General features: G+C 35.8%; 23 protein-coding genes. 5 read left to right on the forward strand and 18 right to left on the reverse strand.

Features of this window, described 5'->3' with window-relative positions:
* Positions 1-6 precede the first annotated feature (6 nt).
* Both JST55_11975 and glmM read right to left on the reverse strand, forming a co-directional pair.
* Positions 7-1,017 carry an ABC transporter ATP-binding protein gene (locus JST55_11975; protein MBS1494224.1) on the reverse strand — a complete coding sequence of 337 codons (1,011 nt, stop codon included), beginning with the start codon at positions 1,015-1,017 and terminating at the stop codon, positions 7-9.
* Positions 1,018-1,089: 72 nt separating this feature from the next.
* The gene (gene glmM, locus JST55_11980) at positions 1,090-2,466 is read right to left on the reverse strand and encodes a phosphoglucosamine mutase (GenBank protein MBS1494225.1); all 1,377 of its coding nucleotides are present in this window, start codon (positions 2,464-2,466) and stop codon (positions 1,090-1,092) included.
* Between the two features lie 114 nt (positions 2,467-2,580).
* Here glmM and JST55_11985 point away from each other — a divergent pair, with 114 nt between their 5' ends.
* Positions 2,581-2,778, forward strand: a complete 198-nt coding sequence (locus JST55_11985; GenBank protein MBS1494226.1) for a KTSC domain-containing protein — start codon at positions 2,581-2,583, stop codon at positions 2,776-2,778.
* A 35-nt stretch (positions 2,779-2,813) separates the two neighbouring features.
* On the opposite strand, the gene JST55_11990 is transcribed toward JST55_11985, so the two are convergent.
* The 15 genes from JST55_11990 to JST55_12060 form a co-directional block, all read right to left on the reverse strand.
* Complete coding sequence (locus JST55_11990) at positions 2,814-3,560, reverse strand: NTP transferase domain-containing protein (protein MBS1494227.1); 747 nt, start codon at positions 3,558-3,560, stop codon at positions 2,814-2,816.
* A gap of 97 nt (positions 3,561-3,657) precedes the next feature.
* Positions 3,658-4,518 (reverse strand): pantoate--beta-alanine ligase, encoded by an 861-nt coding sequence (locus JST55_11995; GenBank protein ID MBS1494228.1) that lies wholly within the window; start codon positions 4,516-4,518, stop codon positions 3,658-3,660.
* Between the two features lie 23 nt (positions 4,519-4,541).
* On the reverse strand, positions 4,542-5,381 hold the full coding sequence (locus JST55_12000) for an acetyl-CoA carboxylase carboxyltransferase subunit beta (GenBank protein ID MBS1494229.1): 840 nt from the start codon (positions 5,379-5,381) through the stop codon (positions 4,542-4,544).
* A 119-nt stretch (positions 5,382-5,500) separates the two neighbouring features.
* Positions 5,501-6,298 carry a DUF1573 domain-containing protein gene (locus JST55_12005; protein MBS1494230.1) on the reverse strand — a complete coding sequence of 266 codons (798 nt, stop codon included), beginning with the start codon at positions 6,296-6,298 and terminating at the stop codon, positions 5,501-5,503.
* Positions 6,295-6,942, reverse strand: a complete 648-nt coding sequence (tsaB, locus tag JST55_12010) for a tRNA (adenosine(37)-N6)-threonylcarbamoyltransferase complex dimerization subunit type 1 TsaB (protein ID MBS1494231.1) — start codon at positions 6,940-6,942, stop codon at positions 6,295-6,297. The genes JST55_12005 and tsaB overlap by 4 nt, the downstream gene beginning before the upstream one ends.
* A 7-nt stretch (positions 6,943-6,949) precedes the next feature.
* Positions 6,950-7,387, reverse strand: coding sequence for a tRNA (adenosine(37)-N6)-threonylcarbamoyltransferase complex ATPase subunit type 1 TsaE (tsaE, locus tag JST55_12015; protein ID MBS1494232.1), 438 nt, complete (start codon positions 7,385-7,387; stop codon positions 6,950-6,952).
* Between the two features lie 48 nt (positions 7,388-7,435).
* A complete protein-coding gene (locus JST55_12020; protein MBS1494233.1) occupies positions 7,436-9,007 on the reverse strand; it encodes a bifunctional response regulator/alkaline phosphatase family protein in 1,572 nt (523 codons plus the stop codon).
* 157 nt (positions 9,008-9,164) lie between these two features.
* The gene (locus JST55_12025; GenBank protein ID MBS1494234.1) at positions 9,165-10,244 is read right to left on the reverse strand and encodes a T9SS type A sorting domain-containing protein; all 1,080 of its coding nucleotides are present in this window, start codon (positions 10,242-10,244) and stop codon (positions 9,165-9,167) included.
* A 69-nt stretch (positions 10,245-10,313) separates the two neighbouring features.
* Positions 10,314-11,054 carry a M15 family metallopeptidase gene (locus JST55_12030; GenBank protein ID MBS1494235.1) on the reverse strand — a complete coding sequence of 247 codons (741 nt, stop codon included), beginning with the start codon at positions 11,052-11,054 and terminating at the stop codon, positions 10,314-10,316.
* Positions 11,055-11,070: 16 nt separating this feature from the next.
* Positions 11,071-11,634, reverse strand: a complete 564-nt coding sequence (locus JST55_12035; GenBank protein MBS1494236.1) for an NUDIX hydrolase — start codon at positions 11,632-11,634, stop codon at positions 11,071-11,073.
* A 76-nt stretch (positions 11,635-11,710) separates the two neighbouring features.
* Positions 11,711-12,340 carry a DUF4920 domain-containing protein gene (locus JST55_12040; GenBank protein MBS1494237.1) on the reverse strand — a complete coding sequence of 210 codons (630 nt, stop codon included), beginning with the start codon at positions 12,338-12,340 and terminating at the stop codon, positions 11,711-11,713.
* A 136-nt stretch (positions 12,341-12,476) separates the two neighbouring features.
* A complete protein-coding gene (locus JST55_12045) occupies positions 12,477-13,118 on the reverse strand; it encodes a DUF1211 domain-containing protein (GenBank protein ID MBS1494238.1) in 642 nt (213 codons plus the stop codon).
* 17 nt (positions 13,119-13,135) lie between these two features.
* A complete protein-coding gene (locus JST55_12050; GenBank protein MBS1494239.1) occupies positions 13,136-13,933 on the reverse strand; it encodes a class I SAM-dependent methyltransferase in 798 nt (265 codons plus the stop codon).
* Between the two features lie 11 nt (positions 13,934-13,944).
* Positions 13,945-15,273, reverse strand: coding sequence for an NADP-dependent isocitrate dehydrogenase (gene icd, locus JST55_12055; protein ID MBS1494240.1), 1,329 nt, complete (start codon positions 15,271-15,273; stop codon positions 13,945-13,947).
* Between the two features lie 145 nt (positions 15,274-15,418).
* A complete protein-coding gene (locus JST55_12060) occupies positions 15,419-16,198 on the reverse strand; it encodes a hypothetical protein (GenBank protein ID MBS1494241.1) in 780 nt (259 codons plus the stop codon).
* An 82-nt stretch (positions 16,199-16,280) separates the two neighbouring features.
* Between JST55_12060 and JST55_12065 the strand changes: the two genes are divergently transcribed.
* The 4 genes from JST55_12065 (at position 16,281) to JST55_12080 (ending at position 22,455) form a co-directional block, all read left to right on the forward strand.
* Positions 16,281-16,907 carry a DUF1211 domain-containing protein gene (locus tag JST55_12065; GenBank protein ID MBS1494242.1) on the forward strand — a complete coding sequence of 209 codons (627 nt, stop codon included), beginning with the start codon at positions 16,281-16,283 and terminating at the stop codon, positions 16,905-16,907.
* Between the two features lie 857 nt (positions 16,908-17,764).
* Positions 17,765-19,093, forward strand: coding sequence for a T9SS type A sorting domain-containing protein (locus tag JST55_12070; protein ID MBS1494243.1), 1,329 nt, complete (start codon positions 17,765-17,767; stop codon positions 19,091-19,093).
* Between the two features lie 12 nt (positions 19,094-19,105).
* Positions 19,106-20,035, forward strand: a complete 930-nt coding sequence (locus tag JST55_12075; protein MBS1494244.1) for a T9SS type A sorting domain-containing protein — start codon at positions 19,106-19,108, stop codon at positions 20,033-20,035.
* 23 nt (positions 20,036-20,058) lie between these two features.
* Positions 20,059-22,455, forward strand: a complete 2,397-nt coding sequence (locus JST55_12080) for a hypothetical protein (GenBank protein ID MBS1494245.1) — start codon at positions 20,059-20,061, stop codon at positions 22,453-22,455.
* On the opposite strand, the gene JST55_12085 is transcribed toward JST55_12080, so the two are convergent.
* Complete coding sequence (locus tag JST55_12085; protein MBS1494246.1) at positions 22,456-22,953, reverse strand: GNAT family N-acetyltransferase; 498 nt, start codon at positions 22,951-22,953, stop codon at positions 22,456-22,458. It abuts the gene before it with no gap.
* Positions 22,954-22,997: the final 44 nt, after the last annotated feature.

The following is a 22,997-nucleotide window of genomic DNA, read 5'->3' on the forward strand; positions in this document are numbered from 1 at the left end:
AAATTATTATACTGAAATTACTTTGTCGGAATGTTTATTCATGTGAGCAACTTCATCAATTCTCCAGCATGCAGCAGTGTGTCCCGGAGCTACTTCAAAATCAGGCGGCTGCTCGTTCCAGCATTTTTCAATTGCATACTGGCATCTTGTACAGAAGTGGCATCCTTTCGGATACGAAGTTGAAGGTGGAACAAATCCCTCGATAGTAGCAAGTCTGCCTTTTTCTTTATTCAGTTTAGGAATTGAACTTAGAAGCCCTAATGTATAAGGATGTTTTGGATTGTAAAAAATTTCGTTCACATCGCCGTACTCAACAACTTTAGATGCATACATAACTGCGACCCGTTTTGATACCTCGGCAATAACTCCAAGATCATGAGTGATCATTATCACACCCATACCCAACTCATCCTGTAATCTTTTTATAAGCTCAAGTATCTGTGCCTGAACTGTAACATCAAGAGCTGTAGTCGGTTCATCAGCAATAAGAATTTCAGGGTTACATGCCAATGCAATTGCAATCATAATACGCTGTCTCATTCCGCCCGAAAGCTGGTGAGGATATTCATTATATCTTTGCTCGGGAGCAGGGATACCCACAAGCTTAAGCATATCAATTGCCTTTGCTTTAGCATCTGACTTTGAAAGTTTTTGGTGGAGTATAACAGTTTCTTCAATCTGATTTCCGCAGGTGAAAACAGGATTAAGTGACGTCATCGGTTCCTGAAAAATCATTCCGATATCATTTCCTCTTACATGCTGCATTTCCTTCTCAGGAATTTTCAGAAGGTCTTTTCCTTTAAACAATATTTCGCCGCCGACAATTTTTCCGGGAGGGTCAGGAATAAGTCTCATTATAGAAAGGGCAGATACACTTTTTCCGCAGCCGGATTCGCCGACTAACCCTAATGTTTCACCTTTATCTACTTCGTAGGAAACATCATCAACTGCAGTTGCAACACCGTCATCGGTATAAAAATAAGTTTTAAGGTTCTTAACCTCGAGAAGTTTGGACATACTCTTTGTTTTAAAATTTCACTTAAGAATAGCGCTTAAAAATAACCCTTAAAGATGGATTAAGGGAATTTATTATATTAGTTTCTTAATTTCACTGATAAATTTTTGCTGTATAGAATCAGCTTCAGCTCGTGATTTCGCCTCAGTAATGATTCTTATAATAGGTTCGGTGTTTGATTTTCTTAAATGAATCCAGTATTCAGGGAAATCAAGTTTCACTCCGTCAATAGTTGTAATTTTACATCCCGAATTTTTATATCTGCTTATAACTGTTTTTAAAATCTTGTCAGGATTTTTAACATTTTCAATTTTCGCTTTTGATATATAATATTGCGGTAAAGCATTTTTGTATTCGCTGACGCTAATTTTTGATTCAGCGAATTCCTGTAAAATCATTGCCAGGCCTCCTATTGCTCCTCTTCCGTAAAGCATTTCAGGATAAATTATTCCTCCGCTTCCTTCTCCACCGATTATTGATTTTCGTTTTTTCATTTCCTTCACAACATTTATTTCTCCAACAGCGCTTCTGTAAGATTTTGCTCCCCATTTTTTCGCAATATCATCTACTGCTCTTGTAGTAGAAAGATTTACACAAACAGATTTATTCTTTTGCTTTGATTTTCTTAAAACAAAATTTGCTGCGGTAACAACGGTATTTTCTTCTATGTAAGGTTCGCCTTTTTCGGTGATAATTACAAGCCTATCGCTATCTGGGTCAATTGCGAAACCTACATCAGCTTTATATTTTTTTACGGCAGAACATAGTTGTTTTAAATTCTCAGGAATTGGTTCAGGCGTGTGTGGAAAAATTCCGCTGCCATCACAAAATAATTCTATTACTTCACATCCTAATTTTTTTAATAATTTGGGAGCTATTATAGATGCCGCTGAATTTACCGCATCTATTACAATTCTGAATTTTCTTTTTTTGATTACTTTGGAATCTAATATTTTAAGATTCAAAACCTTTTCTATATGCTTATCAAGCCACGATAAATCAAACGTAAGCTTTTTAATATCCCAGACTGATGCATATTTAAAATTACCCTTTTCAGCGATTGAGAGAAATTCCTTTATCTGTAATGGCTCAAGAAAAGTGCCGTTAGAACTTAAGAATTTGAGACCATTCCATTTCTGTGGATTATGGGAAGCTGTAACTGCAATTCCCCCTGCTGCTTTTAAACTGTTGGTAGCTATTTGTACAGTCGGGGTAGGTGAAATACCGATATAAACAACTTCGAAACCTGATAGAAGTAAATTATTTATAACGAGATTAGAGATTATCTCACCGTTTAATCGGCCGTCACGGCCTACAACTATTTTTCTAGACTTTGAATTTTTTCTGCAATATTCTGCGAAGGCAGATGTGAACTTTGATATGTTTTGCGGAGTGAGGTTATCACCAAAGATCCCTCTTACTCCTGATACAGAGGCAATTATTTCAGACAAATATTTATGAATTTAAATTAAAAAATCTAATCAAAATAACAGATTTTCACTGTAAATGTAAGGAACAACGAAGAAGGTAAAACTGTTAAGGATAATTAGAACATATAAAAACTTATGCCATCAACAGTTATAAGAAGATTTAATTACAGCGAAGATAAAAAAGTACTAACTGTTACTTTTACAACTGATAGAACTTATAAATATAAAAATGTTCCCGAGAATATTTATAACCAATTCTCAAAAGCAACTTCCAAAGGAAGATACTTTAACTTCAACATTCGCGATAAGTACGAATATGAAGAAGTAGATTAATTTACGTTCCAACGCTGGAGCATAGGAACGAGAACTTACGCCATCTTTTCCATTTCTTCTAATTGCTCAACCGTATTCACTCCTGTAATTTCCATATTGTTTTCAGTCGGCACTGCGCCGATTTTCATATTGTTATCTTTGAAGTAATTAAAGATATCAGTCAGGTAATATTCACCCTGAGCATTATCTGTCTTTAAAGTTTTCAATGCCTCAAATAAATTTTTATTATCAACAATATATATTCCTGAATTTATCTCGCTAAGTTTTTTTATTTCTTCATCTGCATCTTTCTCTTCTACAATATCTATAAAATTACCATTCTCATCTCTTACAATTCTACCGTAGCCAAACGGATTTTGAAAATTTGCGGAGAGCAGGCTCGCAGAAAAACTGTTTGCATTATGAAAACTTAAAAATTTTTCAACAGTTTCAAATCTTAATAAAGGAACATCTCCCGAAAGAATTAAAGTGTCTCCGTCAAAATTTTCAAGTTCCGGTTTCGTCTGCATTACTGCATGACCTGTTCCAAGCTGCTCATCCTGAGAAGCAAATGAAATTTTATTCAGATCATTTTTAAATGTCTCTTTAATAAAATCCATTACAGCTTGTTTCTGATGACCGACAATTAAAATTATTTTTTCAGAGTGGATTTTCAAAGCGAGCTCTACAACATATTGTATCATTGGTTTTCCTTTTAAAGGAAACATTACTTTCGATTTATCGGGATTTCTCATTCGCTTGCCTTTACCTGCGGCAAGTATTACGGTAGCAAGTTTTTTCATTTATCGGGAATAGATTATAAAAAAGCCTGTAACATCTTTTAGATGCTTACAGGCCGGAAAATTATTTTAGTTCCAATAGGGGAAAGGAACAACTTTATTATTTTGTAAATAAAATATTATCTATCAGTCTTGTGTTGCCAATTTTCGCAGCTAATGAAATCAGCACTTCACCATTATACGATGCCAGGTCATATATTTTTTTCAGTTCACTGTTATCCGTTATCTCGATAAATTCAATCGTTAGATTTTTTGAATTTGATTTTAATACTTCACCTATCTTTCCTATTATAGCGTTGGCATCAGAAGCTTTTTTATCGGTTATCATTTTCTTGCCTTCAACAAGAGCTTTATAAATTGCAGATGCTTCAGTCTTTTCTGAATCCGACAAGTAAGAATTTCTTGAACTCATTGCAAGTCCGTTATCTTCACGGACTGTGGGACATATGGAAACTTTTAAATCATAATTTAAATCTTCAGCCATTTGTTTTATAACAACTGCCTGCTGAGCATCTTTTTGTCCGAAGTAAGCTGAGTTGGGTTTAACAATATTAAACAGCTTTGCAACAACTGTTGCAACACCTGTAAAATGGTTTGGTCTTGCCTTGCCTTCCAAAGTATCTGATATATCCGAAACTGAAATTCTGGTTTTGTTTTTCGGAGGATACATTTCCTCTGCTGAAGGATGAAAAATATAATCAACTCCTGCCTTCTCGCATGCAAAATAATCTTTTAAAAAGTCACGAGGATATTTTTCGAAATCTTCTCCGGGAAGAAACTGAGTAGGATTCACAAATATGCTTACAACAACGATATCATTTTCTTCTTTTGCTTTATCAATAAGAGATGTATGTCCCTTGTGAAGAAATCCCATAGTTGGAACAAAGCCGATTTTTTTCCCCACACATCTGAAATAATCTGCAACATCCTGCATTGCAGCAATCTCTTTGATAACTTTCATGAATGAAATTTTATTTAGAAGAATTAATTTATTAAATTTAGAAGCTGAGATAACCTAAGCTTAAGATCTTTTCTGTTCACAATAAAATCAATGAAGCCGTGCTCTAGTAAAAATTCTGATTTCTGAAATCCTTTAGGAAGTTCTTTTCCCGTTGCCTGCTTTACAACTCTGGGACCAGCAAAAGCAATCAAAGCTTTCGGTTCGGCAATATTGAAATCACCAAGCATCGAGTATGATGCAGATGCTCCGCCCGTTGTAGGATTTGTAAGTAATGAAATATATGGAATTTTTTCTTCGTCTAATTTTGCAAGCTTTGCGCTTGTCTTCGCCAATTGCATTAGTGATATTGCGCCTTCCATCATTCTTGCGCCGCCGCTTGATGAAATAATAATAAGCGGACTTTTATTTTTTATTGCCTTATCAACTGCTCTGCTGATTTTTTCGCCTACTACACTTCCCATGCTTCCGCCTATGAAATCAAAATCCATACAGGCAATAACAACTTCCTTACCGTTTATTTTTCCGGTAACAGTTCTTATCGCATCGTACAAATCAGTTTTCTTTATAGTATCTTCTACGCGTTTTGCATAGGGCTTTGTATCTGTGAAATGAAGCGGGTCAACCGACTTCATTTTTCTGTCAAACTCCTTTAATGAATCTTCATCAAGAATGAGTTTGAAATACTCTTTGCTTCCTATTCTAAAATGATAATCACATTTTATACAAAGGTAAGAATTTGATTCCCACTGTTTTTTGTGCATAAGTTCGCCGCACTCGGGGCACTTAATCCACATACCGTCAGGAACGTCTTGCTTAGGTGTATCTGTTTGAATGTTTTCCTTATTTCGCTTAAACCATGCCATTCGCTAAATTTACAAGGTTTTTTTGAATTTTGATAGTAAGAAAAGTTTATTATTTGAAAGACGTTTTGGAGAGTAATTCCCGTTCCCTGCATGCATTGCAAAGAACGGGATTTTAAAATTTATTCTTTTATGAATGAATTGACAGACAAGTCGCTTCTTATATAGGCAAGTAATGTCATTATTTCGTCTGTTGTAAGTGGACCACCGTTATCTTTATGGAAGCCCGGCATCATTGTCGGCTGATTCGGTGAACCTGCTTTTATATAATTTATTAACTGGTCGTCAGAATATTTTGAGGCTGAGTTTTTATCTATAGGTCCGTGCGGCTTGTGATCTTTCGGGTCACCGTGGCAGATTCCGCAATCTGCATCGTAAAGTTCTTTGCCGATTTTTCCGATTCCTTTGGTTACGTGACAGTCTTTACAAGCGCCGTCAAAAATTGATTGCCCTGCCATTATAGTCATGTGCTTTTTCTCTTCTTCGCTTGGAAGTTTTACATCGAAGTTGAGAGTAAGAATTATCTGGTCGTTAGGGGCAGGGGAGTTTGACTGAATTAAAACTGTCTTCTCAACCTTGCCGACTTTACCGTTTGAGTTAAAAGTAATTTTTATTTTTCCTTTCTCACCTGCAGCGTAAGTGTTCTTTTCGCCTGCTGTTGCTGCTGTGCATCCGCATGAAGTCTGTACATTTGTTATTTCAAGCTCTGAGTCACCTTCATTGGTAAAATCAAACTCATACTGAATAATATCTCCCTGTAATATCTTTCCGAAGTCTCTCTGCTTTTCAGCGAATACTATTTTCGGACCGCCGGTAAATGTAACATTACCCAGAATATCCGAGCTCTTCAGATTGACGGAAAGAATCAATCCGAGAATTAAAACAAAGAATAATGATAAGTAGAATTTTTTGATATTCATATAAGTTTTTTTTGCGATTTTAGCGGAATAAATTCCTTCATATAGAAAGGTTCCGATGTATTATAATCAGAAAATTTATTTAGTGAAATATAATTTAACGTCAACTCGTACTGGGAAATTAAGCCGGAAGAATCCAATATCATAACCTTCTCATCAAAGCCTTCAACTTTCTCATTTGTAACAAAAAAATCTTCTTCATTAATTATGCTTGAAAGAAGAGATATGCTGTAGTCTGAAATTCTTTCAAGCTGCTTATCTGATTTTTTATATCTGGCAAAGTAGAATTCATTTGTTCTTGAGTTGGAAAAAATAAGCGATACAATTGTTTTATCTGATTCAATCTTGTTGGCAAGAATATCGAGTGAATTAATTTCAATCAGCTTTGCATCCGATGCAAAACAAATTCCTTTTGCAATTGCAGATGAGATTCGTAACCCTGTGAATGAGCCCGGACCGTTTGAAATGGAAACGTAATCCAGATCTTTTAATAAAAAATTATTTCCTGTGCAGAGTTGAGTTATTCTGTAAATCAAAACATCGGCGTTTTCTTCTTCAGGCAAAACATGACGAAATAATTCTTTGCTTTCAGTAAAGAGAGCAAACTCAATTTTGCGTGATGAGGAATCTATTAATAGTATATTCAAGGTATATTCAAAAAATTATTATTCTTTCGTTTTCGTTTTCTCCGTAATCAAAGTTAACGGATTTAAGTTTAATGCCTAAATGCTCAGCAGCCAGTTCAGGCCACTCAATCAGACAAATAGAATTTTCACCTATGTAATTATCAAATCCTATGGAATGAAGTTCAGATTCGTTTTTCAATCTGTATAAATCAAAATGATTAATATCTATACTCTTGTTATCTATTGTTCCTTTGTATTCATTGACAATTAAAAATGTTGGACTGTTAACAACATCCTTAACATTAAAAAATTTACAAATGCCTTTAATGAACTGTGTCTTGCCTGAACCAAGCTCACCTGTAAATCCTATTACATCCGATAAATTTATAGATGAAGCATAATTATATCCTGCTTCAAGTGTTTCTTCGGGTGAATATGTAATGATTTTATTAATAGGAATAGAAATAAATTACCGTCCCAAACAGGGGTTTGGGACGGAGAACGTTTTTAATATTTATAATTTTGGTTCCAGCGTAATCACAGGCAGGATCATTTCTTCAATAGAAATTCCGCCGTGCTGGAAAGTATCATTGTACTGATTCAAATATTTGTGATAATCCGTAGGATATACAAAATAGAAATCTTCCTTTGCAATAATATAATTTACAATTCCGCTTCTCTTAGGAAGTTTATATTCAACAGGATCTTTAATGAATAAAGCATTTCTTAATTCTGCCTTTACATTTCTTCCGCATTTGTAACGAAGGTTTGTAGATGTTTCTCTGTCGCCAAGCGCTTTCACACCGTGCAGACATCTTATACTTCCGTGGTCAGTTGTGATTACAACTTTCACGTCCGGTTTATTTGCAAGCTGTCTTAACATTCCAAAGAATGATGAATGCTCAAACCATGATGCAGTTAATGAACGGTATGCAGATTCGTCCGGAGCAATTTCTTTCAATATAGCATAATCACTTCGTGAGTGAGCCATCATATCTACAAAATTTATAACTATCGCATTGAGCTGATTATTGCAATATGATTGAATTTTATTTTCAATTCCGCGTCCGAAATCAGAATCCATAATCTTCGTGTACTTCAGTTCATTACGTAGTTTTATTTTTCTTCTATCAAGAAGCTTCTGCATAAATTCTTTTTCATAGTTATTCTTACTGTTCTCATCGTCATCATTTTTTCTCCATAGCTCAGGATAATGTTTTTCTAAATCAGAAGGATATAATCCCGCGAAGATTGCATTTCTGCTGTAAGGAGTCGCCGTAGGAAGCAGCGAGTAATAATAATCTTTCTGTATTTTAAAATACTCATGCAGGTACCTTTCCATAACCATCCACTGGTCTAATCTCATGCAGTCAATTACAAAAAAGAAAGTTGACTTATGAGTATCAAGATGGGGTATAACGTATTTATCTACAATCTGGTTTGATAAGTCCGGTTTATCTCTGGTTTCATTTACCCAGTGAACGTAATTTTTTTCAACAAATTTTGAAAACTCAATATTACATTCTTTGCGCTGATCAGTGAGTGTTTGCTTAAGTCCAAGATTCGGATGAGCATCAAGTTCCATTTCAAATCCTGTCATCTTTACATGTATATCTACCCAGTCCTGCCATGAAGGATCATTCATCAGAGCCATTGAAATTTCATTGAAGCCCTGAATATAATCGCGCGAGACCTGATTACCTGTAATGCGTTTTGACTCAAGAATTTTTTTACAGACGAGAAGTACCTGATTAGGATTTACAGGCTTGATAAGATAATCTGAGATCTTACTGCCGATGGCATCTTCCATCAGCGATTCAGTTTCATTTTTTGTTACCATCACAACGGGAAGAGAAGGTCGTAGCTCTTTTAACTCTGATAGAGTTTGCAATCCGCCTTTGCCCGGCATATTTTCATCGAGAAAAACTAAGTCAAAATCTTTATTTCGTACGAGAGAAATTCCGTCCTCTCCGTTTGTTGCTTCATCAACATTGTACCCTTTATTTTTGAGATACATGATGTTCGATTTCAGATGCTCTATTTCATCGTCTATCCATAAAATGTTATTTCTACCTGCTGCAGACATAGTTTGTGTAAACATAAATTCTACCTTTCGTTTAATTTAGAATTAGAAAAGGTAAAATGCTTTCATATGCTATCTTTAAGTTTTAAACTAATAATTTAAACGAATTTATAAAGAAAAAGTTCATTTGTAAAGTTAATACGTAAAACTGTTTCTATTACTATTTTATTAACACCATATTCTTCGAAACTGACTGTCCTTCAACACTTAATTTGTATGTGTAAATTCCTGATGCAAGATTCTCAGCATTGAACGAAACACTTTGGAAACCTGCATTCATATTTGCATTAATAAGCTCACTAACTTTCTTGCCGTTAATATTATAGACGGATAAATTTACAAATCCCTGCTTGTTAAGATTAAAGCTTATTGAAGTAACAGGATTAAAAGGATTCGGATAATTCTGATTCAGACTAAAATCTTTCACTTCAATATTGCTGTTTCCGATGCTTGTCGGATTATTCAAAAAATGAAATGACACTGTGCTGTTGCCTGTATTAGGACTTACAAGTGTATCGCTTCTTTTATTGATAAAAATATCTGCAGGGCTGCTTAATCCCGTTATAACCAAAGTAGGCGGGGCGGAAAAATTCACATCGTATTTAAACACACCGCTGCTGCCCCATGTAGAAACATACACGTTATTATTTCTGTCCATTTTAATTCCGTCGCAATTAGAATATGTAGTTGTTACCAGAGTTGAAACGGATGAATCAGCAAGATTGATTGCTTTCACAGGAGCGTTGCTTCCCCAGTTGCAAAATAAAACTCTGTTCCTTGGAGCATCAACGCAAACTCCGTTGGGAGTTGAAACTGTATTGGCAACATAAACCCAGAATGCCTGAGTGTTTACATTTAACTTATATATTTTCTTAGCTGAAAAATCCGAAATATAAAGAATACCATTTGCATCTACATCCATACCATTTAAAAAAGTTGCTCCCAAATTTACATTCAGGATTAAACTCGCATCTGATAATTTATATCCTCTTACCGTTCCATTGCATGCTACGTAAACGTTGCCGTTATAAATCGCGAGTCCGTGTGGTGAAGAAGCACCTGATACAAATGTTGTTACAGTACCGTTCTGGCTTCTTGCAAGAAGGCTGTTTGTATTCGTATTGGCGATGATATATCTTTTGCCGGTTGAATCATAAGCAACGCTTTCAGGACTGCTGTATTGAGAGTAAGAGAAATTTGCAAAAAGCAAAAAAGTAAGAAGGAAAAAAAGTTTTTTCATTAGGGTTTTTTAAAGAAGAATTAATAAAAGAATTAATATATGAATTAAAAAAATTATACTATAAAAATTTTATGGAAGTAATTCCGGGCGATACTCAAAGTGCATCGTATCATAATGATACCATTTGCCGCCCCATATAAATCCATGCTTTTCGAATATCTCAACGATTTCCATAGGTATCCTGTTCACGTACTTCATGCTTTTATTCCACTGCCAGTAATCGGAATATTTTGTATTTATATCTATTGCAACGCCGTAGCTGTGCATGCTCATTCTGTTAGTGCCTGCAATCGGTCTCCAGTAAAAGGTACCTGCAGTTGTTGTAACATATTTTTTAAGGTTTTCAGGAAGAGCATCAAGCTCATCTGAAACTTCTTTCAGTCTTTTATCTACGCCGTTAACTTTAGTTATAGATACAGTTGAATTGGTTGACTTCGGCATCCATGCAATATTTACTAAATTGCTTTCAACAGCCTTTGCGGAGTTGCCGTACATCATTTCAAAAAACTCTTCATTTCTTATTCTGCCCGGCTCAAAATTTTTTGCGGGGGGAGAGTCCCAGTCGCTTCCGGGAGTGTAATCCATTGACATCATGTCTTCAAGATCAGGATCATCGAGCATCGTTTCATAATCTTTTTTAACTCCGTCATCATAGGGCATCTGCGTTCCATCCTTAAAATAAACCGTATTGCTCGAAGCTGAATCTATAAAGTCAGGATAAGACATCCCAAGTTTATTCATCTTGACTGAGCTTGATTGCGAGAAAAGTAAACATGGGGTAAACAGAAATAAAAATATAATCTTTTTCATTTGCACTAATTAATTTTTAACAAAATAAAAATACCTTCATAAGAATTGATAAGGTAAAGCCGTCTTTAATTTCTCCGTCTAAAATCATTTTCTTTATTTTATTCTTAGAAAACCATTTTACATCGAGAATTTCATTTTTATCGAACTCTTTTGTTATCTGTTTTACATTCCTTGCATGGTAGCAATAAAAGATCTGATTGCTTGAACCGATTGACGGATAATAACTCCCTATATATTTCAAATCTTCATCTGCAACAACTGAGCCTGCCTCTTCCTTCAATTCTTCTATTATGCAATCGCGGTGAGATTGTTCCGGCGGTACCGTTCCTGCAGGGACTTCCCACGCAGTTGTATCACTAATATACCTGTAACTCTTTACTAAAATAATTTCACCGTTTTCATTTTCTGCAACTACACCTACTCCGCCTCTGTGATAATTAAGCGCTTCAAATTCAATCTGCTTGCCCGTCGGCTGAATTATTTTTTCAACTTTCAGATCAATCCAGTTACCTTTGAAGCCGTACTTTGAATCAATCACTTTCCAGAATTTATCGTTCTTAATTTTTTCAGTATCGCTCATTTGTTATATCAGATAAAAATAAAAAAGGGTGGATAAGAAACTTACGCACCCTTATTAAAAAATATAAAATTTTGAATTAATCTTTTTTATCTTTGCATTCGGTTTTGCTCTTTGATTTATCGCAGCATGAATCATCTTTTTGCTCTGCGCCTGATTTTCCGTCACCTTTGCTTAACTTTATTCCGGATGCTTCAATTAAAAATGTTTTCTGCGGTCCTTTTATGTCTTCTGTTTTTATCTTTGTATTCTTTGATTCATCATTTAAATGTCTTGCCTGCTCTTCGCTGATTTCTTTTATTTTGAAAACACCGTTTACTTCAGCAGCATTATCATAGCTGTCTTTTGGAACTACAAATACGTGAAGAGTTTTAACTAAAACTTCTTTTTTGCCATCGCCTAAAACTAACCAGCAACCTTCTGCCTGACATACATCGTTAACATTTCCTTTTACTACTACTTCTTTACCGTCAAAATTTTCAGGTGCTGCCATTAAGTCAGCAAATGCTACAACTGTTGCAGATGATTTCGGAGCTTCACCGTAAAGCTTGCCGTCAGTTTTTGCATCTTTCACAGGTTCAACCGGCATAGGTACGTCAATGGGCTGAGGAGCATCTGTTGTAGGAGTTGTATCCTGCGCAAGCGAGAATGATGAAATAAATAATCCCAATACCAGGACTAAAGTAAAATTTTTAATTGTGTTAAGCATGACTTTATTGGTTAATTTTCAAAAAATTTAAGGTTTATCATTAATAAAAATTATTGAAGTGAAAATCTTCACAAAGGAAAAAACATAAGTTTTAATTTAAAAATTTCAAATGAGAGATAAAATTCACTCGGTAATCTTATTTAATTTTTTTCTTTCTGAATGAAAACGCAAATGCATAATTTATCTGCACTAAAAGTATAACACCAATACTTAGATTTGTATTTATAAAACAAAGCAACGCTCCAAATGCATACAATGTTTGAGCAATAAGAATCCGTTTCTTAATAGCTTTGTTGATTGCCTCTTTATCAAATTCTGATGCAATAAAATTATGTCTGTAAGCATAGCTCCAGTGTATATAAATTAAAATGCCCAGCATCAGGATGTTCAGCCAGTACAATCCTATCGAAAGCCTGTAATTATCATGTTCATTTATAAAAGCAGTTGTGAAAGGCACAAGCGAAACAAACATAAGATAAAAAATTGATATCCAGTTTAAATGCCGGTCGGTCCGCTCTATATAAGAATACTGAGATGAGTGTGCCATCCAGAAAATTCCCAGAGTCATAAAGCTCATAAAATAACTGAGCATTGTGGGAAGCAATTTTCCTAATGCCGTAAGCAGGTCAGCCTCCGAATGAATTGCATCACTAATCGGCACCTTGATATCGAGAACAAGCAAAGTCATTGCAACGGCAAAAACTCCGTCTGCAAGAGCTTCAGTCCTCTGAATTTTCTGACCTGAGATTAAATTGTAATCAATTTTTTTATGAGGCATAAAAAATTACAATGGATTTAATTGTAAGCTGCAAAATCTAAAAAAGCATCCATTGCAAACATATTAAATAAATCCTTTGACTTATTATACACAGCGGATTTTCCCTCAAGTTCATAGGAGATTTTCAATCTTTCACTTTTAGCAAATCCTGCCAGCTCAAGCGTTTTCTTTAAAGAATCAGCAGTAAAAAATGACCTGTGATACAGCGGATGATTGCCGCCCTTCCACTTTGATTTTGAGAGCTTGAATTTTATACTGTTGAGATTCGGGACTTCAATTAATAACACTCCGCCGGGATTTAACAATTGCTTTATCTTTTTCAGCTCTTCTTTTGGATTTGCAAAATGCTCAAGCACATGCCATAAAGAAACTATATCATATTTTTTATTCTGTGCAATTAAATCTTCAACTTTTGCATCTGATACATTTAATCCAAAGCTGTCCCGTGCAAATGCTAAAGCTGTCTGAGAGACATCAATTCCTGAAACATCATAGCCGTAATTTTTTGCAGTCTGCAGAAATAATCCTGTCCCGCAGCCGATATCTAAAATAGAAGCGCTTGGTTTTAATTTCTTTATGTAATATAATCGCTGCTCGTTGATTGTGTAAATTTCTGCGAGGTGGGGGAATTTCGAAATTTTTGTATAATCTTCCTTCGAAAATTCTATCTTGTAGTAGTCTTCGTATATTTCTGATTCATCCGGTATATTAAGCAAATATACCAGTGAACAATTGCTGCATTTAACAATTTTGAAATCGCCCTCTGTGAGATAAATTTTATATTCACCTGAATTACAGTTAGGGCAATTTCTCATTTGTTAAAATGTCATTTAAAATTGTTTACTATTTCCTGAGCGAACTCAGAGCATTTAACTTCTTTTGCTCCTTCCATATCGCGTGCTAAATCGAATGTAACCTTTTTGCTCAATATTGTTTTCTTAAGCCCTTCTTCTACCAGGTCTGCTGCTTCGCCCCATCCGAGGTAGTCAAGCATCATTACTCCCGAGAGAATCAATGATGAAGGATTTGCAACATCTTTATTTGCAAACGTAGGAGCAGTGCCGTGTGTTGCCTCGAATATAGCATGTCCTGAAATATAGTTTATGTTTGAGCCCGGTGAAATTCCTATACCGCCTACCTGCGCTGCAATGGCATCGGATAAGTAGTCGCCGTTTAAATTCAATGTAGCTATTACATCAAAGTCCTTAGGATTTGTAAGCACCTGCTGCAATGTGTTATCCATAATAGAATCCCATATCAAAATCTTGCCTTCTGCAACTGCCTGCGATTTTTCTTTCTCTGCTGCATCTTTACCTTTTTCAGCCATAAGCTTTTCGTAATTTCTATAGGAGTAAATCTTATCGGCAAACATCTTCTCAGCAATGTCATATCCCCAGTCACGGAATGAACCGTCGGTGAACTTCATTATATTTCCCTTGTGTACAATTGTAACTGCTTTTCGTTTGTGTTCGATTGCATGCTTTACGGCTGCTATTATAAGTCGCTCTGTTCCTGCTTTTGAAATCACCTTTAAGCCGATGCCAACCTCAACCTTATCAACTGTTTCTCTTCCTGCCTGCGTTAAAAATTCATTCACGTGGTCAAGAGTTCCGAACCTTATTTTCTTAAACTGGTCGGGATAATCCGTTCTCAGTAACTTAAGCATTGCTACGTTTTCTGCGGTGCCTGATTTGAATTCTATCCCTGCGTAAATATCTTCCGTGTTCTCTCTGAATATTACCATGTCAACATACTCAGGATGTTTCATTGGTGTTTCAATCCCCTGGTAGTATTTTACGGGACGTAAGCAGACATATAAGTCAAGCGTTTGTCTAAGCGCAACGTTCAGTGAACGTATTCCGCCGCCGACGGGAGTTGTAAGCGGACCCTTCATTCCAATCTTGAATAACTTAAATGCGTCAATCGTTTCAGTCGGAAGCCAGCTGTTCATTAACTTGAATGACTTCTCTCCGGCGAAAACTTCAAGCCAGTTTATTGACCTCTTGCCTGCATATGCTTTTTCAACTGCTGAATCCAGAACCTGCTGTGTTGCTTTCCATACATCCGGTCCTATTCCATCGCCCTCTATATATGGAATTACGGGACTATCGGGAACGTGCAAAACGCCGTTCGATATTGTTATTATATTCTTCATTTATAATCTAAATTAGTACAAATTAAACAAATTTTGGCGGGAATTAAATGTAGTAATTGAGTTGATATATAGTCAGTTTATATAGTATAAATAACTGATAAACCACAACTTAACGGATAAGGCTTGTGCTGTTTTTCTTGTTAATCTATCGTCTTGAGTTCAATGATCTGGGATTTCTTTTAACAGAAATAAGCACAACGCCCCAGATGATTAAAACAACAGAGCAAACAAAAGCTGCTAATGCTATCGGAAGATGATCATTCTTCTTTTCCATATAAACGCCTATGTAACCCCAGGCGATTGCAAGTATATACCAATAATCCCAATAAATTCCGCTTATAATAATTGCGGCAACTACAATTATTCCCATCAGTATTCTTACAAAATCAAGCTCACCAAAAACACTTCCCTTTGAACCAATGTAAACAAGCCATGTAGTAAAGCTTGCAACATTTGCAACAGTAAGCCATCCGAAATAAAGACTGAATGGTATTAGAAGAGTTTTTTCCGATTCACCCAGAAAAATTGACTGCTCTACAATTTTGTAAATATAAAAAGCAGATACAAGCATAAGAAAGATTGCAATCTCGCTGAAACCTATTAGCTCAAGATGAAATGAAATATTCCACCAGATACCCAACAGAAGCGATATCATCAGCGGAAGCGCAATCTTATTGTAGATTTCTTTATTTCTCTGTGAGGGAAGTACCTGATAGATGCCGTAAATTATAAGAGCAATATAAATCACTCCCCAGATACTGAATGTGTATCCGGCAGGTGTGAACAAACTTTTATACTTAGCAGATATTGATGCAATTGTGCTTACGGGAAAAAGCAAATCGAACAGCTCGTTATAAAGTACATGTATGGCAATTACTATTAAGACAAACCATCTTAATAGCGACTTGCTTTTGTTTTTTTCCATACTGGGGATAACTTTATTGGAATATAAAACGTTCCTTTTAATTTAACTTAAATATTTTTATTATTTAATACATTTTTTTTATATGGAAAATAACAGCAAGGAAAACTTAGCTACAAACAGAATTGAGGGCTTAAGCGATGGTGTTTTCGGCATTGCCATGACCCTTCTCATCTTCAAATTAGATGTCCCTGACGGAGTAATTTCCGAAGGCGGAAAAATATTTCTTCGTGATAAGCTTTACAATATGATTCCGCAGTTTGAAAATTATTTTGTAAGCTTTCTCCTGCTGGGATTTTACTGGACACGACACCAGCTTCAGTTCAAGTACATCAAGCAGGCAGATAGAAATCTGCTATGGATAAATATATTCTTCCTTGCTGCAGTCGGCTTAGTCCCTTTTACTACTGCATTACTTATGAAATATACAGGACTTGAAATGCCGCAGCTTCTTTATTCTCTTAACCTGCTCGTCATCGGACTTGCGCTTGCAGTTCACTGGAGCTATGCCTGCAAAAATTACAGATTGGTAGATAAAGACCTTTCAAAAGAGTATATAAGAGGGACAACAAAATTGATTTACTCCGTACCCCTTGCATTCGGTATCTGTGCTGTAGTTGCTCTTTTCAGTCCACGTATAAGTCTGACTCTTATGTATGTAATCCCTCTTATCTATGTTGTTGCAAGATTGGTAGAGAAGAAGAAGTCGTAAAAATGTCGCATTCCTATCCTCCCCCTCCTTTTAGAAGGAGGGGGACTGAGGGGGCGGTATCAATTTCGCCGTTGTTGCCTGTCCAGCTTTAGCGGGATTCCCCTGACTAACTATCAAGATGCTTTTAAAAAAAAATAGCAAAAAAGTCGCATTTTTCATTTTCACTTCAAAATCGCACTTTCATTGAATTTATAATAGAAATATTTAAAAAAATGTCGGATTTTTGTCGGGTTTTCCTTCAAAATTAGAATATACTCAAGAGTACAAAGTAACATTATGTCACATTTTATTTGTTGTTAACCACCCACTTCCCCCCTCCTTAATAAGGGGGGGATTGCAAATGTTGTATAGTCGCATTTATGTAACATTTATGTCTACTCCTTCTTAAAAAGCGGAACGTTCGCCATGGCGAATCACATTCTTTGTTTTCACTTCAGAATCATACTTTTGTTAAATTTACAATAAAAATATTTCAAAAAAATGTCGGGTTTTGGTCGGGTTTTTCTGCAAAATAAGAAATCAGTTATGAACTATGAGTTCAAAGTCGCAAAATTGTAACATTTTCCTTTTTTCACTTTTGATTATTCAAAATTTGCATTGTCACATTATTGTCACATTTTGTATTCTTAATATAATTAATGAAGGGCGTATGCAATACGCCCCTGCAATATTTAATTCTAAATATAATACACGCCGCACAAATCCACTATGAAGTAAGTTTATTAGCAGTGAAGACAAAATATTTCTCCCTATTAGTAGGGAAGATAAAAAAATTCCGGCATGGAGCCGGTTACGTAATATATGCCTTTAATATTACTCTCCCTTGCAATAAGTTAAAACAGATTCAGCACACTGCTATGAGAAAGCACATCTTGTTTATCGTATCTGCATTAATTTTCCTTACAGGTTTTACCTATTACTATGTATCCACTCAATATTGGTATCAACAGAGCATGCCTGATTTAGGCGGAAGGCAGCTGACTGATTTAAAGTTTTTGGATTCGTTAACTGGATTTGCCTGCACGGATGGTTCAAGCACAGATAATTGTTACATTTTAAAAACTACTAACGGTGGAGACAATTGGAATATAGTTTTTATCCGAACTTATAAATTCACAAAGATAGGTTTCATAGATAAGAATACAGGATATGTTTCAAGCAATAACGATACACTTTATAAAACTACAAATGGCGGAAACAGCTGGATAACAATTCAGTTACCTGAGATATACTCGAACGATATGTTTGTTTTAAATAAAGATACGTTGTGGCTTGTAGATGATAATCCTACTTTTGGTGGAGCATTTCTCACTACAAACGGAGGAGTAAACTGGCAGAGAAAATATAATGTGGTTGGAAGCGGCAATCCATCAAAAGTATATATGATAAATTATAATACGGGATTTATCACCTATTCCACATCACCTTCAGCCCACATAATCAGAACAACCAATGCAGGTAATAACTGGTTTGATATTCCTAACTCAGGAGGGTTCACCCAAATGTATTTTTGGGATACTTTAAATGGCTGTAAAGCACCTTTTGCAACTTATTTTGAGAAAACAACAAACGGAGGGCTGAATTGGTCTAAATATTATCCTCCTCAAATACCTGATGCCGGATTTCTTAGTTTTAAAGTATTAAATAGAGATACAATCTGGGCTGTGGGAGGAAAATACAGAATCGGATTATCTTACAGGGCTGTTGTATGGAAGACAACAAACGGCGGAGTGAACTGGGGTTATCAAATTCCTGATCCTGTTGCGATTCCAAATAATGCTACTTATAATTTTATAGATTTTTCTGATAATCTTCACGGATGGGCATATACAGTTCTGCCTTCTTTCGGTATTCATACTGTTACCGGAGGTGATACTACAATTTATTTAACCGAAATTTCAAATAGTTTAAATGAAACGGTGTCTGATTTTAAGTTATTTCAGAACTATCCTAACCCATACAATCCTTCTACAAAAATCAATTACGAATTACGAATTACGAATTACGTAACATTAAAAGTATTTGATTTAAGCGGAAAAGAAGTTGAAACTTTAGTTAATAAAAAACAAATTGCTGGAAGTTACTCAATAGATTTTAATGCTTCATATTTATCATCCGGAGTTTATTTCTACACACTGCAAACAGAAAATTATAAGGAAACAAAAAAAATGCTGCTCATAAAATAAAGGAGCTTTATTATGAAGAAGATTATACTTTTTGTATTAGTATTTTTATCTATGCAGGCTTGGAACAACTTATCAGCGCAATGTGTTGGAGAAAACTTTCCGTTAAAATCAGGCAATGTCTTTGTATTTAAAAATGTAGTATCAACTTATTTTCCTGTTAATACTGTTACGCGGTATTATAAAACCATAATTCAAAGAGATACTGTTTTAAATTCCAGAAAATACTTTTTTATGAGCTATTATTGCGGATATAAAAATTACTGGTGGCGAATGGATAGTACAACCGGCAATTTATTCACATTAGATACAGGAAATATATGTCCCAATTACTATAAAGAAATGCTTTTTGATAGCCTGTGCGTAAATTTAGGTGATACAAGCAAGGGCTGCGGAAGCGGAAAGGTATGTTCGGGTGCCTCAAATCATCCGTTGTTTAACCAAATGAATATTTCACGCCAGATGAGTAAAGGCTATTCAAGTCCGGTTTATTCTTATTCATATACAAATACTTATGATTTGAATTTCGGTTTGGTTTATTATACATATTCAGGCGGCGGTCCGCAGATAGGCGGAGTTTATGAAACATCTGAATTAAAAGGGTGTATTATAAATAATGTTCTGTACGGAGATACTAGTACAGTGCCTTCAGGAATAAATTCTTTAAACTCAATTACATCGGTAGAATATTCTCTGTCACAAAATTATCCTAATCCGTTCAACCCCTCTACAATTATCAGTTATCAGTTAGCAATTAACAGCTTTGTAACATTAAAGGTATTTGATTTACAGGGAAAAGAAGTTCAGACCTTAGTTAATAAAAAACAATCTGCGGGAAGTTATTCAGCGGAGTTTATCGGAGCGAATTTACCCTCGGGAATTTATTTCTACTCCCTGCAGGTTGATAACTATAAAGAAACTAAAAAAATGTTACTGGTAAAGTAATGAAGAGCGGGTTAAATTTATAAATGAAGAAAAAACTGATTATATCCTTTGTAATATTGCTGCTGATTTTATCTTTTGCAAAAATATTTATTTTAAAGGGAGCGGAAAATAATTTATCCGGTAACGAATCTTATAAAATTCCGTTCAGAGCCGTGAAGTATAGTCAAAGCACTCCGCGCGAAGATAACAGATTTTTAATAGGCGCGTTGGATGATGCATGGGACAGAAATTACAGCCATATACGGAGCGAGCTGAAATTCAACTTCTGGCAGAAGTATACAAATCCCACTCTTAATTATAACGACGCAAATGATTTCGGCAAAAACTGGATAGATATACCGGGCGATAAATTTGAAGCTCCCGTATCCGATTATGCATCGGATGTATTCAATAAAATCCATCAGAACTCGGACAGCGGATTATATACTTTTATTGACAGGTCGAAAATTCAGTATCTGTGCTTCGGGCAGAGAAGCGATTATCAGTGCGAAAAAATAAATGCCGAAGATGACTACGGCTTTTATGCATACGATACTTCTCTGGCAGACGGTGTTAGGTTTACTGATATAAAGGATAACTCATATGATGGGGGCGGTGAGATTGTAAAGAAATGTCTTCACTCTCCTATAGCAGGCGCAAATGCGCAGTATATAGTAAAGGGACTGAGGGCAAATGAAGAGCAGACAAATAACTTCTGGCCGTATTCATATATCGGTGACCAGCTTTACGACTGGTATATTTTGCCGAGAGTAAGGATTGATGCATCTTTTGCAAATGATGCGGGGAACTATGAAAGGCGTGTATGTAAAGTTGTAATAAAGAACATGAAAGGGAATGACTCGCTTATACAAATTCTGCGCGTAAGAAATTTTAAGGGCGGAAAGGATTCGCTGTATGACGGAAATTATAAAGAGCAGTATTATTTTCAGGAGGGCGATACAAATAATTTATTTATAAGTCAGAAGGATAAGCCGCTGTGGTTCAATAACGACGGAAACTACGGAGGAAAATCCTATGTAGATTTTAAAGTTTACTGGTATGATAACTGCGATATGTGGATAGATTATGTGCGCGTGGAAAACACTCCCGCCCACAGGCTTCTGACGATGCATGAAAAAAAACTGACTGACTGGCTTGAAGGGGAAATAAAGCTTGCATACAGCGCGCTTCAGACAGGATATAAGACGGGGGATTTTTATATTGAGGAGTTTTCGTTCAACCATATGCCTTCGATGAAATTTGTAAATCACATGATTGACAGTCTTACCGGGCACAGGCTTTCGCTGCTGTGCAATTATAATCATGATATGTTCAAACAGTTCAGATTCGAAGACTGGGGCTACACGTTTACTCCTGCGCAGATAAAAAAATATTTAGTGGACTACCTCGGAATAAAAAGCGTGCTAACACAATGCTACAATTTTGAGGGCTGGGATAAAGAGCACTTCTATAAAATGCCGGCAGCGAGGGAATCTACAATTCCCTATACATTAAAGGACAATAAATTTGATGAAGCGAAGCTGACGCTCGGAAGATATCCGTTATCTCCCGATGCATATGACGACTGGCTGCAGCAGAATCTTGATGATACAAAGATGAACAGGTATGCTTTATCGCTGACATATATACTGAAGCACTCGCAGGAAATTTCCGGGCTGAGCTCGATACCGTTTTATTATATGCCCCAGGCGCATCTTTGGTCATATCCTACTCATTTTTTAAGAGAGCCTACAAATGAAGAAGCAGAGCTGACTAATGCGCTTGCAGTAAGCTACGGCGCAAAAGGAATTTTATATTTCTGGTATGGCTATGTCGAGGATAGCAAAACACATGCGCGCGGACTTTGCAATCCTCCTGAGCCGGGAACAAATTATCCGTCGCCGAGATATATAAACAGTTACGGCCAGCCGAAGTGGGAAAAATATAAAAGTATGAATGAGCTTCTGCTGAAGTGGGAGCCGTATATAATGAGTTTTGATTATACGGGGAAATCTTATATCTATCAGAGTGAAAAAAATGCTTTAAGAGATGAAACATTTATAAATGATCTGATAACCTACAGGCCGGAAAATACGGGCTGTTCTGAAGGCAGCGCTCCGGCAGGAACATTTGCAGAGTGTCCTGAAAAAAGATATATACAGGCTGCTGTATTTAATAATCCTTCAGAGCGCGATGCAAAGTTTTTTATGATAGTTAACAGAAGATGCTCGCCTGTAACTGCAGGTAATCCTGACGGAAGAAGATATGTAAGACTGAAATACGGCAAAGGGAAATTGAATAATTACAATAACTGGAAAGTAATAGATTTAGGGACAAATACAATTGTGACAACCTTTGATAAAAGAAATATTGAAAGTATAGATTTAGGCTGGTTCAATCCTGGGGAAGGAAAGCTTTTTAAGCTGGAGCCGGTCAGTTAATTATAAAAACAAATCATATCTCTGCTCGGTAACGTGTTTGCCGAAGTCGTCCGTTTCTTTTTCTTCGGAGAGTTCAAATCCGTATTTAATATAGAGTGCCGCTGCAGATTTTAGTTCATTTGTTGTCCAGAGATAGCACTGCCTGTAATTTTTTTCTTTCAGGAATTCCATAAAGAAATCCATCAGCTTTCTTCCTAATCCTATGCCGCGGTATTCCGGTTCAAGTATATAATATCTTAACTGCGCAGTATCGTTACCTCTATCCATTAATAAAAGTGAGCCGATGATTTTATTGTTGTGTTCGCATATCCACATTCTTTCCTTATCGGGGTTATAATTTTTGAAAAACTCTGTAAGTCCCTCTGCAACGTATGCTTCAAACTGCAGCCCGTACCCGCATTCATTGTGATGAAAGATACCGTGCAGATATGTAATGTAGCCTATATCACCTGCCTTTAAATCAGTTCTGATTGTAATATCGTTTATTGAAATATTCATTCACAATAATAATGCAAAATACTATTTATTGAAATTTAAAAAAT

The sequence above is a fragment of the Bacteroidota bacterium genome, from assembly GCA_018266835.1.
Taxonomy (GTDB): Bacteria; Bacteroidota; Ignavibacteria; order Tepidaquicellales; family Tepidaquicellaceae; genus JAFDZO01.

What these genes read in the sequence shown, in the direction of transcription:
- JST55_11975 (MBS1494224.1), bottom strand. Translation starts at nt 1,017, where the DNA reads ATGTCCAAACTTCTCGAGGTTAAGAACCTTAAAACTTATTTTTATACC.
- JST55_11985 (MBS1494226.1), top strand. Translation starts at nt 2,581, where the DNA reads ATGCCATCAACAGTTATAAGAAGATTTAATTACAGCGAAGATAAAAAA.
- JST55_11990 (MBS1494227.1), bottom strand. Translation starts at nt 3,560, where the DNA reads ATGAAAAAACTTGCTACCGTAATACTTGCCGCAGGTAAAGGCAAGCGA.
- JST55_11995 (MBS1494228.1), bottom strand. Translation starts at nt 4,518, where the DNA reads ATGAAAGTTATCAAAGAGATTGCTGCAATGCAGGATGTTGCAGATTAT.
- JST55_12000 (MBS1494229.1), bottom strand. Translation starts at nt 5,381, where the DNA reads ATGGCATGGTTTAAGCGAAATAAGGAAAACATTCAAACAGATACACCT.
- JST55_12005 (MBS1494230.1), bottom strand. Translation starts at nt 6,298, where the DNA reads ATGAATATCAAAAAATTCTACTTATCATTATTCTTTGTTTTAATTCTC.
- JST55_12020 (MBS1494233.1), bottom strand. Translation starts at nt 9,007, where the DNA reads ATGTCTGCAGCAGGTAGAAATAACATTTTATGGATAGACGATGAAATA.
- JST55_12025 (MBS1494234.1), bottom strand. Translation starts at nt 10,244, where the DNA reads ATGAAAAAACTTTTTTTCCTTCTTACTTTTTTGCTTTTTGCAAATTTC.
- JST55_12030 (MBS1494235.1), bottom strand. Translation starts at nt 11,054, where the DNA reads ATGAAAAAGATTATATTTTTATTTCTGTTTACCCCATGTTTACTTTTC.
- JST55_12035 (MBS1494236.1), bottom strand. Translation starts at nt 11,634, where the DNA reads ATGAGCGATACTGAAAAAATTAAGAACGATAAATTCTGGAAAGTGATT.
- JST55_12040 (MBS1494237.1), bottom strand. Translation starts at nt 12,340, where the DNA reads ATGCTTAACACAATTAAAAATTTTACTTTAGTCCTGGTATTGGGATTA.
- JST55_12045 (MBS1494238.1), bottom strand. Translation starts at nt 13,118, where the DNA reads ATGCCTCATAAAAAAATTGATTACAATTTAATCTCAGGTCAGAAAATT.
- JST55_12050 (MBS1494239.1), bottom strand. Translation starts at nt 13,933, where the DNA reads ATGAGAAATTGCCCTAACTGTAATTCAGGTGAATATAAAATTTATCTC.
- icd (MBS1494240.1), bottom strand. Translation starts at nt 15,273, where the DNA reads ATGAAGAATATAATAACAATATCGAACGGCGTTTTGCACGTTCCCGAT.
- JST55_12060 (MBS1494241.1), bottom strand. Translation starts at nt 16,198, where the DNA reads ATGGAAAAAAACAAAAGCAAGTCGCTATTAAGATGGTTTGTCTTAATA.
- JST55_12065 (MBS1494242.1), top strand. Translation starts at nt 16,281, where the DNA reads ATGGAAAATAACAGCAAGGAAAACTTAGCTACAAACAGAATTGAGGGC.
- JST55_12070 (MBS1494243.1), top strand. Translation starts at nt 17,765, where the DNA reads ATGAGAAAGCACATCTTGTTTATCGTATCTGCATTAATTTTCCTTACA.
- JST55_12075 (MBS1494244.1), top strand. Translation starts at nt 19,106, where the DNA reads ATGAAGAAGATTATACTTTTTGTATTAGTATTTTTATCTATGCAGGCT.
- JST55_12080 (MBS1494245.1), top strand. Translation starts at nt 20,059, where the DNA reads ATGAAGAAAAAACTGATTATATCCTTTGTAATATTGCTGCTGATTTTA.
- JST55_12085 (MBS1494246.1), bottom strand. Translation starts at nt 22,953, where the DNA reads ATGAATATTTCAATAAACGATATTACAATCAGAACTGATTTAAAGGCA.